The sequence below is a fragment of the Hyalangium sp. genome (genome assembly GCF_045802625.1).
Taxonomy (GTDB): domain Bacteria; phylum Myxococcota; class Myxococcia; order Myxococcales; family Myxococcaceae; genus Hyalangium.
This window is the reverse complement of sequence record NZ_JBJMQP010000182.1, coordinates 1-13,438: the sequence shown is the minus strand read 5'-3', so window position 1 is coordinate 13,438 and position 13,438 is coordinate 1. Positions and strand designations below refer to the sequence as shown.

Annotated in this window: 11 protein-coding genes, 1 tRNA gene and 1 rRNA gene; 8 read left to right on the top strand and 5 right to left on the bottom strand. The window is 67.5% G+C overall.

The window, feature by feature from the left end; translation table 11 throughout:
- The first annotated feature begins 84 nt into the window (after positions 1-84).
- From rrf to ACJ8AT_RS30945, 5 genes are all read left to right on the top strand, one after another.
- Positions 85-201, top strand: a 5S ribosomal RNA gene (gene rrf, locus ACJ8AT_RS30965).
- A gap of 224 nt (positions 202-425) precedes the next feature.
- A complete protein-coding gene (locus ACJ8AT_RS30960; RefSeq protein WP_407741537.1) occupies positions 426-3,200 on the top strand; it encodes a serine/threonine protein kinase in 2,775 nt (924 codons plus the stop codon).
- Positions 3,201-3,295: 95 nt separating this feature from the next.
- The gene (locus ACJ8AT_RS30955; RefSeq protein ID WP_407741535.1) at positions 3,296-4,666 is read left to right on the top strand and encodes a KamA family radical SAM protein; all 1,371 of its coding nucleotides are present in this window, start codon (positions 3,296-3,298) and stop codon (positions 4,664-4,666) included.
- A complete protein-coding gene (locus ACJ8AT_RS30950; RefSeq protein WP_407741536.1) occupies positions 4,666-5,898 on the top strand; it encodes a KamA family radical SAM protein in 1,233 nt (410 codons plus the stop codon). The genes ACJ8AT_RS30955 and ACJ8AT_RS30950 overlap by 1 nt, the downstream gene beginning before the upstream one ends.
- Positions 5,872-5,930 (top strand) — tRNA-OTHER (locus tag ACJ8AT_RS30945). Before ACJ8AT_RS30950 ends, ACJ8AT_RS30945 begins: the two co-directional genes overlap by 27 nt.
- 16 nt (positions 5,931-5,946) lie before the next feature.
- On the opposite strand, the gene ACJ8AT_RS30940 is transcribed toward ACJ8AT_RS30945, so the two are convergent.
- Positions 5,947-7,176 (bottom strand): tyrosine-type recombinase/integrase, encoded by a 1,230-nt coding sequence (locus tag ACJ8AT_RS30940; protein ID WP_407741534.1) that lies wholly within the window; start codon positions 7,174-7,176, stop codon positions 5,947-5,949.
- Positions 7,173-7,397 (bottom strand): helix-turn-helix domain-containing protein, encoded by a 225-nt coding sequence (locus tag ACJ8AT_RS30935; RefSeq protein ID WP_407741533.1) that lies wholly within the window; start codon positions 7,395-7,397, stop codon positions 7,173-7,175. The genes ACJ8AT_RS30940 and ACJ8AT_RS30935 overlap by 4 nt, the downstream gene beginning before the upstream one ends.
- A 1,177-nt stretch (positions 7,398-8,574) precedes the next feature.
- Here ACJ8AT_RS30935 and ACJ8AT_RS30930 point away from each other — a divergent pair.
- The gene (locus tag ACJ8AT_RS30930; protein WP_407741532.1) at positions 8,575-8,868 is read left to right on the top strand and encodes a hypothetical protein; all 294 of its coding nucleotides are present in this window, start codon (positions 8,575-8,577) and stop codon (positions 8,866-8,868) included.
- Positions 8,869-9,019: 151 nt separating this feature from the next.
- Here ACJ8AT_RS30930 and ACJ8AT_RS30925 read toward each other — a convergent pair whose 3' ends face one another.
- Together ACJ8AT_RS30925 and ACJ8AT_RS30920 are read right to left on the bottom strand one after the other, a co-directional pair.
- On the bottom strand, positions 9,020-9,259 hold the full coding sequence (locus ACJ8AT_RS30925; RefSeq protein WP_407741531.1) for a DUF2188 domain-containing protein: 240 nt from the start codon (positions 9,257-9,259) through the stop codon (positions 9,020-9,022).
- A gap of 417 nt (positions 9,260-9,676) precedes the next feature.
- Positions 9,677-10,033, bottom strand: a complete 357-nt coding sequence (locus ACJ8AT_RS30920) for a hypothetical protein (RefSeq protein ID WP_407741530.1) — start codon at positions 10,031-10,033, stop codon at positions 9,677-9,679.
- A gap of 579 nt (positions 10,034-10,612) precedes the next feature.
- Here ACJ8AT_RS30920 and ACJ8AT_RS30915 point away from each other — a divergent pair.
- The gene (locus ACJ8AT_RS30915; protein WP_407741529.1) at positions 10,613-11,095 is read left to right on the top strand and encodes a hypothetical protein; all 483 of its coding nucleotides are present in this window, start codon (positions 10,613-10,615) and stop codon (positions 11,093-11,095) included.
- Positions 11,096-11,548: 453 nt separating this feature from the next.
- Here ACJ8AT_RS30915 and ACJ8AT_RS30910 read toward each other — a convergent pair whose 3' ends face one another.
- Entirely contained in the window at positions 11,549-11,893 is a 345-nt protein-coding gene (locus ACJ8AT_RS30910) for a hypothetical protein (protein ID WP_407741528.1), read from the bottom strand.
- A 337-nt stretch (positions 11,894-12,230) separates the two neighbouring features.
- Between ACJ8AT_RS30910 and ACJ8AT_RS30905 the strand changes: the two genes are divergently transcribed.
- The gene (locus ACJ8AT_RS30905) at positions 12,231-12,467 is read left to right on the top strand and encodes a hypothetical protein (protein ID WP_407741527.1); all 237 of its coding nucleotides are present in this window, start codon (positions 12,231-12,233) and stop codon (positions 12,465-12,467) included.
- Positions 12,468-13,438 lie beyond the last annotated feature (971 nt).

Here is a 13,438-nt window from a genome sequence, read left to right as displayed (position 1 = left end):
GCCGGCCCGAGAGAATCACGGCATACAGCTTCTCTTCTCAGCAGCAATCCTTTCTGCCTTCGTGTGCTTGCTTGTCACTCATTTTCCGGTGGCTATATCGGAGGGGTCACACCCGTTCCCATCCCGAACACGGAAGTTAAGCCCTCCAGAGCCGATGGTACTCCGCGGGAAACCGCGTGGGAGAGTAGGTCGCTGCCGGATTTTTTTACCTCGCGCCCCTGGCGCCCTTCACTGGGCCCCAGGGGCGTTTTTTTTGCTCCCCAGGCCGCCGCCGCCGTGGCTAAGCCGCTGGATTCTCTGGGCATTCAGCCGTGCGTGCTTGTTTGACGGACTATTGGTGCTCCGTCTAGAGTCTGTAGGCTCCGCCCGGCCTTCCCCCGCCTTCCATGGCTCCGTTGCTGCCCGGGCCGGTGCGACTCCACGAGATGAAGCGGCCTACCACATTCGGCAAGTATCTGCTCCTTGAGCGCGTCAACGTCGGCGGCATGGCCGAAGTGTTCATCGCCAAGGCCTTCGGCGTGGAGGGCTTCGAGCGCTTCCTGGCCATCAAGAAGATCCTCCCGACGATGGCCGAGGACCAGGAGTTCATCACGATGTTCATCGATGAAGCGCGGATCAGCGTCCAGCTGAACCACGCGAACATCGTGCACATCCACGAGCTCGGGAAGTACGAGGACGCCTACTACATCGCGATGGAGTATGTCGCGGGGCGGGACCTGCGCACCATCCTCGAGCGCTACCGGCGGCGCAAGGAGATCATGCCGACGGCGCAGGCGGTCTTCGTCGCCTCGAAGATGTGCGAGGGGCTCGACTACGCGCACCGCAAGAAGGATGCGCGCGGGCAGGATCTGTCCATCATCCACCGCGACGTGTCTCCGCAGAACATCCTCGTCTCGTACGAAGGCGAGGTGAAGATCATCGACTTTGGCATCGCGAAGGCCGCCAACCGCGCGCAGAAGACGCAGGCCGGAATCCTCAAGGGCAAGTTCGGCTACATGAGCCCGGAGCAGGTCCGCGGCATGCCGATTGACCGCCGCAGCGACATCTTCGCGGTGGGGGTGATCCTCTACGAGATGCTCACCGGCGAGAAGCTCTTCGTCGGCGAGTCGGACTTCTCCACGCTGGAGGCCGTGCGCAACGCCGAGGTGCCGCTGCCTCGGCAGTTCAACCCGAACATCCCTGGCGGGCTGGAGAAGGTGGTCCTCAAGGCGCTCGCTCGCGAGCCCGAGGATCGCTACCAGTGGGCGTCCGATCTGCAGGAGGACTTGATGCGCTTCCTCCTGGCGGGGGATGCCATCTACTCCGGCAAGCACCTGGCTTCCTTCATGAAGGAGGCCTTCGCCGAGGACATGCTGCGCGAGTCCGAGAAGATGGAGCGCTTCGCGGGCATCGAGAAGCCGGACCAGCTCGAGTCCTCGAACGTCACCGCCACGCCCGCTCCGGTGTCGCGCTCGCAGCGCAAGCCCTCCATGGTCACCCCGGTGGCGCCGGCGTCTGTTCCGCGCTCCGTCTCCGCGACGCTCGTTCCGCGCACGGCGACGCCCGCGCCGCCGCCCCTCATTCCGCCTCCCAGCGCCGAGGAGCTCGCCGAGATGGATGGGGCGGGGGACAAGACCCAGATCGTCGACTCGTCCATGGCGCTCGGGGGCAGCCCTGAGAGCGTGCTCTTCGACGACAGCTCCACGGGCAAGAACTCCGTCCCGGTCGATGACAGCTCCACGGGCCAGTCCGAGAACCCGCTCGAGGAGAACGAGACGCTCGATGGCACCGGGCCAGGCGCCGCCAACCCGTTCATGAGCGACTCCACCATGGCCGCGCCGAGGCCCACTGGCCCGGTGGCCGCCGTGCGTGGCAAGTCCAAGAGCGGCCCCAAGCCCCAGGTCGTCATTGGCGAGGGAGAGCCGGAGAACTTTGGCGGCGCCACCATGATTGGCCCCGCGCCCACCTCTCGCAACCGGGATGCCGAACCTCCCGAGGAGGACGCCGAGGAGCCGTCGACCGGCAACTCCAAGGCCGTGAAGCCGCGCACCAGCAAGGCTCGGGCCCAGAAGGTCGAAGAGGACGAGGAGTCGGATTCCCGCGACAGGGACTCGGATGAGGAGCCTTCCCAGTCTGGCAAGGCCTCCGCGGCCACCAAGAAGTCCGTCTCCAAGGCGAACAAGGCCGCCAAGCCTGCTCCGGCTAGACCGGGCAAGCCGATCGATCCCAAGCTCTTCATCATCGCCGGCGCCGCCGTGCTGGTGCTTGGCGTGATTGGTGTCGTGGTGGCGCTCGCCACCAAGTCCAACAAGGGCGGCATCATGTTCGCCGTCGAGCCCGCGACCGCCAAGGTGGCCCTCCGCGTCGATGGCCAGCCCGTGATGCCCAACTCCGTCATCGAGCTCGAGCCGGGCTCGCACCGGGTGGTCGCTGGAGCTTCCGGGTTCATGCCGCTCGAGCAGTCGGTGACCATCACCGCCGGCCAGAAGCCCCAGCCCGTGGTGCTGAAGCTGAAGCCGGAAGGCGACTCGGGCGCCGGGGAGACACCCCCGCCGGACAAGGGCTCAGCGCCCGACAAGGTCGCCAACGGCTCGGACACGCCGCCCAAGAACCCGGCGAATCCTGAGCCGGTGGCCAAGAATCCGGACGATGGCAAGACGCCTCCCAAGCAGACCGACTCGGACAAGCCGAAGAACTTCGCGGCGGTCTTCGAGGGGGACTCGGGTGTCGAGATTGTGGTCGATGGCAAGTCGGTGGGGCAGACGCCCAACGCCAAGGCCGCGAATCTGACCATCGGGAAGACCTACAAGTATGTGGCCCGCCGCTCTGGCTACAAGCCTTCCTCCGGGGAGATCCTCTACGACGGCAACCCCGAGCTGAAGATCGAGGTCGCGCTCGAGAAGGAGCCGCCCAAGGAGCCCAAGGAGCCCAAGGAGCCCAAGGAGCCCGTGAAGACGGTCGAGCACACCAAGCCGCCCCCGTCCAAGCCCGCCGCCAAGCTGGGCAAGTTCGCCGCCAGCACCAAGCCCGCCGGGGCCCAGATCTGGGTGGACAACAAGTACTCGAACCGGGATACCCCCGTGGCCATCGGCAACCCGCTGATGCTGCCCCTGGGCAACCACAAGATCGTCTTCAAGCTCGGTGGTAAAGCGACCAAGCCGCAGGTCGTCAACATCACGGAGGCAGAGGTCGCGAAGCTGATCAACGTGCCCATCGAGTGAGCGGGCATGTGTCGTCCTCCTCGATTGTTCGATATGGAGGGCCACCGCTGCGGGACTGCTTCCGCTGACGGAGCTTCACGGTAAGGTGACTCGCCATGCAAACGAAGCCCAGTCGGGTTCCGGCCGAGGCCGGCCCCGCCCAGCAGCCCATTACGTACCCCACTCGACGCGAGTTCCTCGAGCCTGACTGGCGGCGCATCCCCGCCTACAAGGACGTCTCCGCGGCCGACTGGGAGAGCGCGTTGTGGCAGCGCAAGCACACCATCAAGAACCTGCGCGAGCTCAAGGCCGCGCTGGGCGCTCTGCTCCCCGACGAGCTCGCCGAGAGCATCGATCGCGACCAGAAGGAGCGGGCGACCATGTCCCTGCTCCTGCCGCCGCAGATGCTCAACACCATGAACCTGGCGGACCTGTGGAGCGATCCCGTCCGCCGTTACATGCTGCCGGCGTTCGCGGACCGCCGCACCGACTGGCCCAACCACCCCAAGGCCAGCCGCGACAGCCTCCACGAGGCGGAGATGTGGGTGGTGGAGGGCCTCACCCACCGCTACCCCACCAAGGTGCTGGCGGAGATGCTGCCCACCTGCCCCCAGTACTGCGGCCACTGCACCCGCATGGACCTGGTGGGCAATGACGTGCCCCAGGTCCACAAGCACAAGTTCGCCATCAAGCCCCAGGATCGCTACGAGCAGATGCTCGACTACCTTCGCCGCACGCCCTCGGTGCGTGACGTGGTGGTCTCCGGCGGAGATATCGCCAACCTGCCCATCCAGCAGCTCGAGCCGTTCGTCAGCGCGCTGATGGACATCCCCAACATCCGGGACATCCGTCTGGCCAGCAAGGGCCTCATGGGCATCCCCCAGCACTTCCTCCAGGACTCCGTCCTCCAGGGGTTGGACAGGCTGGCCAAGAAGTCCATCGAGCGCGGCGTGGACCTGGCGCTCCACACCCACGTCAACAATGCCCAGCAGCTCACGCCGCTGGTGGGCAAGGCCGTGCGCAAGCTGCTCGACATGGGCTTCCGCGACGTGCGCAACCAGGGCGTCCTGCTGCGCGGCGTGAATGACAGCGCCCACGCCCTGCTGGACCTGTGCTTCACCCTGCTCGATCACGCGAAGATCCTGCCGTACTACTTCTACATGTGCGACATGATCCCCAACTCGGAGCACTGGCGGCTGTCCGTCGCCCAGGCCCAGAAGCTCCAGCACGACATCATGGGCTACATGCCCGGCTTCGCCACGCCGCGCATCGTCTGTGACGTGCCCTTCGTCGGTAAGCGCTGGGTCCACCAGGTCGCCGAGTACGACAAGGAGAAGGGCATCTCGTACTGGACCAAGAACTATCGCACCGCCATCGAGGCGAACGATTCCGACGCCCTCAACCGCAAGTACGAGTACTACGATCCCATCGACACCCTGCCCGAGTCCGGCCAGGCGTGGTGGCGGGAGCAGCCCAAGGCGGCGTGATGGACTCGTCTCAGCCGGGAGGGGCTGTGGCGGGGGGCTCGGCGAAGGCTCGCGCCAGCCGGGCTCCCGCGAGCACGGAGGGCCGGCGGCGCCTGTTCCCCGAGGCCACCGATGCCGAGTGGAATGACTGGCGCTGGCAGCAGCGCCACGCCGTCCGCAGCCTCGAGCAGCTCGAGCGGTATGTGCCGCTGACTCCCGATGAGCGCGCGGGGGTTCAGGAGACGGCCGCGCTGTTCCGCGTGGGCATCAGCCCGTATTACCTGTCGCTCGTCGATCCCGAGCACCCGTTCTGCCCCGTGCGCATGCAGTCCATCCCCGTGCGCGCCGAGGCTCGCATCCGCCCCGGGGAGCTGGCCGACCCGCTCGGCGAGGACAAGACCCGGCCCGAGGAGGCCATCGTCCACAAGTACCCGGACCGGGTGCTCTTCCTCGCGCTCGATACGTGCTCCGTCTACTGCCGGCACTGCACTCGCCGCCGCATCACCAAGGGCGGGGAGGCCGAGCTCAGCAAGGAGCAGCTGCGCCGCGGTATCGAGTACATCCGCAATCACCCCGAGGTGCGCGATGTGCTCATCTCCGGCGGCGATCCGTTCATCCTCGGCGATACGCGCCTGGAGGAGCTGCTCGCTCCGCTCCAGGAGATTCCTCATGTGGAGATGATCCGCATCGGGACTCGGGTGCCGGTGTGTCTGCCCATGCGTGTCACGGATTCGCTCGCGCGCATGCTGCGGCGCTATGCGCCCGTCTATGTGGTGACCCACTTCAACCACCCCAAGGAAGTCACTCCCGAGGCCAGTGAGGCCTGTGAGCGGCTGGTGGACCATGGCGTCCCCGTGGAGAACCAGGCCGTGCTCATGCGCCGGCTCAACTCGGACGCGCGCATCATCAAGGAGCTGTCTCACGCGCTGCTGCGCATCCGCGTGCGCCCGTACTACCTCCACCAGATGGATGTCGCCGAGGGCTGCGAGCACCTGCGGACCCCCATCTCCAAGGGCGTCGAGATTCTTCAGCAGCTCCGCGGGCACACCACCGGGCTCGCCGTGCCGCACCTCGCGGTGGATCTGCCCGGCGGCGGTGGGAAGGTGACGCTCCAGCCCGACTATGTGATGGAGCGCGGCGAGCGCGAGACGATCTTCCGCAACTTCAAGGGCGAGCGGTATGCCTACCCTGAGCCGGAGGAGACCGACTGCTCGTGCCCGTATGATGAGGTGTGGCGGTCCCGGCCTCGCTGAGGCAGCGGCGGGTTCGATTCCCGCCGCCTCCACTTTTTTAGTACGTCATTACGGATGGTTAGCGGCTTCCTCCATCCGTGTTGCACGTATGTCGCATGCGGGCGCAAGCGGCAGGGGCCGGTCAAGAACACTGACCGCCTCTCGCCGCGTGTCGGGGCTCAGATGGGCGTACCGCTCGGTCATCTCGATCGTGACGTGTCCCATCAACTCCTGAATGACCTTGAGCGGAACGCCCCGCATCGCAAGGTGGCTGGCGTAGGTGTGGCGTAGGTCGTGCCACCCGATCCGGCCCTCCTCGCGGTTGATGCCCGCTCGGGTGAGGGCGCGGCGAAGCGGCTGCGCCATCTTGCCCGCAGTGAGCGGCTGACCGTCCTCCTGGCAGAACACGAAGCGGCCCCGCAGGTGACGGTGTGCCTTGAGGGCCTCCACCGCTGACGCGGGAAGGTCCACCGTCCGCTCACGTCCGCCCTTGGGCAAGTCCGTCACCCCGCGCCAGATGGTACGCCGCACGTTGAGCCGCCCCTGTGCCAAGTCCAGATCGCTCCACTGGAGCCCGATCAGTTCTCCCTGACGAAGCCCCGTCTTGAGCGCCACCAGAAGCAACGTCCGCCACTCTGGATCGGCAGCATCGATCAACCGCTCGGCTTCCTCGAAGGTGAGGAAATCGAAGGTGGGTTTCGGCAGCTTCCCGAAGAGTCGCACGCGGGGAGCCTGCGGGATGACCCGCTGTTCCTCCGCGAGAGCCAGGAGCTTGCTCAACGCTGACAGGACGTTGTTGATCGTCTTGAGGCTCAAGGGCTTGGGCTCCACGTCGCCGCGCTTGCGAAGGGCGGCCTTCGTCGGGGCCTCCTTCCGGGCGCGAGCGGCAGACTTCTTCTTCCTCATGACGGCTTTGAAGTCTTCGATCTCTGCCGGGCCAATGGCTGACAACGCCATGTCTCCGAAGAACGGGAGCAAGTGATCATCCAGAAGTTGCCGCTTGGTGACGACGCTTGAATGCTTGTTGTTGTTCTCGCTGTAGGTGAGGAAGCGCGGGGCGAACTGCGCCAACGTGACGCGGGTTTCCTCGCTGCTGTTCTCCTTTCCGAAGGTCCCATTGAGGAGGGAGGCGCGTAGCTCGCGCTCGTACTGCTCGGCACCCCGGCGGGTCTGCACAGGCGAGAACTTCACCACTCGCTGTTGCCGTCCATCCGGATGGTGGAACATGAAGTCCACTTGCCAAGCCTCCTCAACCTTCCCGGTGCTGATCTTCTTCCACTTCCGCAATCTGACGCTCATTTCCGACTCCCGAGCGCAGAATCGCGGCCCTTACCGGCTGTCCACTCTAGCAGGGCCGCGCGACGGATGCGCAGGGCTTTCCCAATGCGAACAACGCCGGGCACATGTTCGAGTCGGATCGCCTCGTAGAGAGTTTTTCGGTTCACGCGGAGCAATTCGGCGGCTTCCTCCGCCGTGAGAAACTCGGGCACGTTGCCCGCAGCAAGAGGGGGCGTATTCATGGCTGGTGCCCCTTCCGCACTCGCTGATGGGCCTGTGCTTCGTGTGGCCCCTGCATGGGTGAACGGCTCGCGGCTGCCGAGTGTCCGACGCTGCGGGCCTGTCTCCAGGATGCGCGGCGCCATGGGGTGAGGCGAGAGGAACCGTCCCGCTCGAAGCGGGGCGGCGACCCGAGCGCATCCGGGGGGCGGAAGGGGAGCGCTGTGCTGCGGGTGCTGTCCATGTCGGGCCGCCCCGCGTACCGGGGGGAGCCGTCGTGCCTGGCTGCACGGCCAAGAGTGTCCCGGATCCTCCCGGACACCGGCAACGCTTCGGGCCGCGCTGGGCAGGGCTGGCCCGTGTTGGGCAGGCGTGGACAGGGGCGCGCGTGTTCCTTCCAGGTGGGAAGTGTTCGTGCCCGTCGTGCCTGCCGGGTGTTTCGTGTGTCGTGAATCATGCCGCCCAAGGTGCCCAAGCGCGGCGCGGTTGGACATTGGGCAAGATCCGACAAACTCCGACAGATCCGGGCAAACACCAGCAAACACCTTGTTTCACCCTGTTTAACGGTCGAGCCAGCACGGACACCAGACAGGCGAGGCGCGGGGAAGCGCTCCACGGCTGGAGTCAGGATCAAGGCGTGACGGCTGGTGCGCTGTGGCGTGACGGCTGGCGCGTCCTGGCGTGACGGCTGGCGCGTCCTGGCGTGACGAGCGGTGGTGCTCCCAGCGTCGCCACCCGACTGCAAACAAGGGCGCCCCAAGGCGCCGCGCAGGAGGGCTTGCCCCTCCTGGGATCCAATCCCGACCATCACCTAACCCGCCCTTCCACACTCGCCAAACAGCCCGGAACTACCCGAGGCAGGAGTGACACAGCGCCTCGGGACGTGTCCAGGCCACGGGCGAAGCGTCAACGTTGCCCGTCAAGCGTGCAGACGGGCAAGCAAGGGCCGTGCGGGCGGTGCGGATGGAGGGCGCGCGGCGCCGTGGCGCGGCTGGGCACCGTGGAGCGTGCGCGGTGTTCGCTCGGAACTTCTGCGGGACTTCCACCGGCGCCACCGGGGCACCATCCCCGGCGCCACTACCGGCGCCACCGGGGCACCATCCCGGCGCTACCGGGCGACTGAGGCCCGGTGCGCGGCGGACAGCCCCAACTCGGCCCGGGTGCCGCGCGCGTCGGACAGCTCCAGCTCGGCCCGGTGCCGTGCGCGTCCAGTCGCCCCAGCTCAGCCCGCTGTGCGCGAGCCTCGGACCGCTCCAGTTCGGCCCGGTGGCGCGCGCAGCGGATCGCGCCAGCTCGGTCGGCGGATGGCGCCAGCTCGGCCCGGTGCTGCGCGCGGCGGACAGCCCCAACTCGGCCCGGTGCTGCGCGCGCGGCGGACAGCTCCGGCTCGGCTCGGTGCTGCGCGCGGCGGACAGCTCCAGCTCGGCCCGGTGCTGCGCGCGCGGCGGACAGCTCCAGCTCGGCCCCGGTGCCGCGCGGCGGACAGCTTCGTAACTGCTCGCCGTTCCCCGTCGCTACGTGGGGCCTCGTCTTCTTGCGAGTCGCCCGGAGAGAACGGGGCACCTGTGTCCGGTTGGGCACTTCCGGACACAGGGGGGCCCGACTCTGGAGCGAGATAGGCTCCGAATACGGGGCAGGTCGCTAGCTAGTTCTTGTCCTTCGGCGGATTAGGGTCGTTGCCGTAGCTGTTGCGCTTGCCGATGGTGCCATCCATGTTGTGGATGACGTGCTCGGACTTGTTCCCCATCGCGAGCCTCCTTCCTTTTTCGACGGCCTCCTCTTTCGTGGCGTGCCTGCTGAAGACCTCGCCATGCACCATGACCTTATTCACCCAGTTGCCGGTGCTGCTCTCGTACACTGTGTGTACATCCTTGGGGGACGGCATTGCGCATCTCCTTCCTCTGAGACCCGAAGCACCTCGCTCCGGTGCTGCCCGATCTAGGGGTCATCCCCTGCGTTCGCAATAGCATTTGCTGAAGATGTGTTCAGGTCTTGCGTGGCTTCGCGCGAGGCTACGCTCTTCCAATGCTTCCTTGTCCTTTTCACCCCTGGTTTTTCTCGAAGAGGTCCGGCTGCTCTTCTCCCAGGGCGATGGTCTGCGCCGATCGGGGCAGGGCGAACATTTACACAGCTTCAGCTCGGCCCCGATGCCGCGCGTCCAGGCGCCCAAGCTCGGCCCCGGTGCCGCGCGCGTCCAAGGCGCCCAGCTCGGCCCGGTGCTGCGCGCGTCGGTCAGGTTCAGCTCGGCCCAGTGCTGCGCGCGTCCAAGTGCCCCAGCTCGGCCCGGTGCTGCGCGCGTCGGTCAGCTACAGCTCGGCCCTGTGCTGCGCGCGTCCAGGCGCCCCAGCTCGGCCCGGTGCTGCGCGCGTCGAGGTGGCCCAGCTCGGGCCGGGTGCCGCGCGTCGGACAGCTCCAGCTCGGCCCGGTGGAGCGTGCGTCCAGGCGCTCCAGCTCGGGCCGGGTGCCGCGCGCGTCGGACAGCTCCAGCTCGGCCCGGTGGAGCGTGCGTCCAGGCGCTCCAGCTCGGGCCGGTGCTGTGCACGTCGGACAGCTCCAGCTCGGCCCGGTGCCGCGCGAGTCCAGGCGCCCAGCTCGGCCCGGTGCTCCGCGTGGCGGACAACTCCAGCTCGGTCCCCATGGCAGACGAGCCGCTTGACATGACACGTATTTCCCGGCGACGCGCAACCCATCGGGCGCTCACTCCGATAATCCTAAGCAACTAAGGGGCATCCTCCTCGCGCTCCGGTACTTTCATGCTGACGTGCCGACATCCCCAGCCTCGCGCCTTCCTCGCTCGGCTGCTGCTCGCTGCTGCTGCGGTGCTCTGCGGAGGGTGCAGTTTGCCGGGGATGGAGTGCCTTCCTGGCGACGACACCGAGACCTGTTGCCTCAAGGAACATCCCGGCGAGTGGGAGAGGTGCACAGGAACTGCGGGACCCAGAAACCAACCGAGAACAGGGAACCAGCCCAAGCCCAAGGGCGAGCCAGCGCCCAAGGGCGAACCCGAGCCCCAAGGGAGCCCCGAGCCAGATCTCCCGCCCATTCCAACCCCGGAGCAGAAGCAAGATTGGAATGAGCGATGCCGGGATCACTACGTGCGGTGCAAGCACTCACCCGAGGGGGAGCGCTGGGGGCGCAAGTTCAGCGAGAGCCAGTGTCAAGCCTGTTGGGACCTGTGCCGCCGTACAGGAGAATGGCCGGACGAGGCTAACGGCAAGCCGTGTCCCGGGGGATGACCATGAGGCTGGCGCGCAAGGACTGGTGGCAGAGTGTCGCAAGGCAACGCGAACAACTCTTCTTGAAGCTGATCGAGGCCAGGGCGCCCTATCAGGATTACAAGCGTGCAGTGCTGGAGCAGGAAAAGGCACTGCTGCGCGAGGCGCGGACGCCCGGAGAACGTCTGCACCTTCAACAGATCACCGCTAAGGAGCTGCTGACGGAAGCGTACATGGCGCGCGTCCCGTGGGACGAGTTCGGCCCCCTGCTACGCCGCTGCCAGCGCCTGGGGTTTGCAGACCTCGGGGATCATGTCCATGTCGCGTGCCTTTTCGTCCAAGCATTGCCGCACTTCCCTAAGCAAGCTCGGCAGGCGTTCGCCATGTTGGCGGAGGCAGAGCGGAGGATGAAGCGACTACGCAAGAGTCACCACCTACGCCGCGAAGGCACAAAGAGCATCGCTCACGCTAGGGCTGTGGCTGCATCGTCTGGCATCACATCCTGAACGGGGGCGCGATCACGCTTGGCCCGGTGTCGGGCCGGTGCCGCGCGTCGAGGTGGCCCAGCTTGGCCCGGCTGCTGCGCGCGTCGGACAGCTCCAGCTCGGCCCGGTGCTGCGCGCGTCCAGGCGCCCCAGCTCGGGCAGGTGCCGCGTGCTTCCAGGCGCCCCAGCTCGGGCAGGTGGAGCGCGCGTCCAGGCGCCCTCGCTCGGGCAGGTGGAGCGCACGTCGAACAGCTCCAGCTCGGCCCGGTGCTGCGCGCGTCGGACAGCTCCAGCTCGGGCAGGTGCCGCGCGCGTCGAGGTGGCGTATCTGTTCGCTGTGCCCCGTCTGGCCGAGGAGAGGGAAGCGCCTGCTGTCCCGATGAAACATGCAAGACGGCCTCCGCGTCAAAGGGGGCCGCCCGGCTGGGATCTCACGACAAGTGGATACCCCGTCACGAGGGGGGCGGCGAACACTTACGGGCCCGTCGCTTTGTTTCGCTGGTCAGGAGCGGTACCACCCGCTGAGGCGCCGCCCGCATTTTGGGGCTCTTTATTGCCTTCATCGGCAAGAACGTTGTCACCATACGTCAGCAGAACACGTCCAAAAAACGCAATGGACAAGCCGACGGCGTAGGCACTGAAAAGGACTATGTTGGAGAAAATGGCAATGATGGCACTACTTGCCAACACGCCGATCATCGACCCAAGCCACCTTATGGTCACCGCCCTAGCTCTCTCGAGTGTGACATGAGCCAGATAGCCGACGACTGTTCCGAAGCTGCCAGCACCAACAATGGAGAGCCCCTGCTCAATGTTCACGTGCGCCTCCTAGAATTGTTCCTGCGAGCTTCATTCAATGGTCCCTGTAAGAGTGCTGGGAGACGGAAGCGACAGCAGCCTATATCGCCCGACAATCGTGAGCCAAGAAGGGGGCTTTGGCTCTGGTGTTGCTGATCCATGCCACCGCGCGACAGCCGAGTCACAGGGGAGCCTTCTGTGCGGCCGGACAGGTCAACTGGATGCGGGGATGAGGTGCGGCGAACAGATACGAGGTGGCCCAGCTCGGCCCGGTGCTGCGCGTCGAGGTGGCCCAGCTTGGCCCGGGTGCTGCGCGCTTCCAGGCGCCCCAGCTCGGCCCGGGGGAGCGCGCGTCGAGGTGGCCCAGCTCGGCCCGGGTGCCGCGCGCGTCGGACAGCTCCAACTCGGGCAGGTGCCGCGCGCGTCGAGGTGGCCCAGCTCGGCCCCGGTGGCGCGCGTCGGACAGCTCCAGCTCGATCCCGGTGGAGCGCGCGTCGAGGTGGCCCAGCTCGGGCCGGGTGCTGCGCGCGGCGGACAGCTCCGGCTCGGCCCCGTGGCGCGCGCGGCGAATGGCGCCAGCCCGGCCCGGTGCTGAGCGCGGCGGATAGCTCCAGCTCGGGCGAGGCGGACAGCTCCAGGCGGATAGCGCTAGCTCGGCCCGGTGGCGCGGGGCGAATGGCGCCAGCCCGGCCCGGTGGCGCGCGCGGCGGACAGCTCCAGCGCGGTCCGGTGCCGCGCGTGGCGGATGGCGCCAGCTCGGCCCGGTGCTGAGCGCGGGGCGAATGGCGCCAGCCCGGCCCGGTGCTGAGCGCGTGGCGGATGGCGCCAGCTCGGCCCCGGTGGCGCGCGCGTCGGACAGCTCCAGCTCGGCCCCAGTGCAGAGCGCGTCGGACAGCTTGGGCGAGGCGGACAGCCCCAGGCGGATAGCGCTAGCTCGGCCCGGTGGCGCGCGGCGGATGGCGCCAGTTCGGCCCAGTGCTGCGCGCGGCGGGTAGCTCCAGCTCGGTCCCGGTGGCGCGCGCGGCGGATGGCGCCAGTTCGGCCCGGTGCTGCGCGCGACGGATGGCGCCAGCTCGGGCGGGGCGGATAGCTCCAGCTCGGCCCGGTGCTGCGCGCGGCGGATGGCGCTCCAACTCGGCCCGGTGGCGCGCGGCGAATAGCGCCAGCTCGGCCCAGTGCTGCGCGCGCGGCGGATGGCGCCAGTTCGGCCCGGTGCTGCGCGCGGCGGATGGCGCCAGCTCGGCCCCGATGGCGCGCGACGGATGGCGCCAGCTCGGCCCGGTGGCGCCCACGTCGGACAGCTCCAGTTCCGGCCCGTGGGAGCACGCCCGCAGCTTGGCAGTGCGGAAACCAGCCTGGAAACGATCCTCAGAATGCGCGGGATCCCGATCGCGGGGAGCGCGAGGAAGCGCGGGTTTACCACCCTGGCGGTGTGAGAATCGGGGTCGGACGAAAACTGGCGCGGCATGAAGATCGCGGCAGGGTCCCCGGGTGCAGGCAAGGGAGACGGGCAGCCCTGCTGCAACAGGACTGCCCAGGCAGGTGGACGCCTTGTCTCGGTGCCAT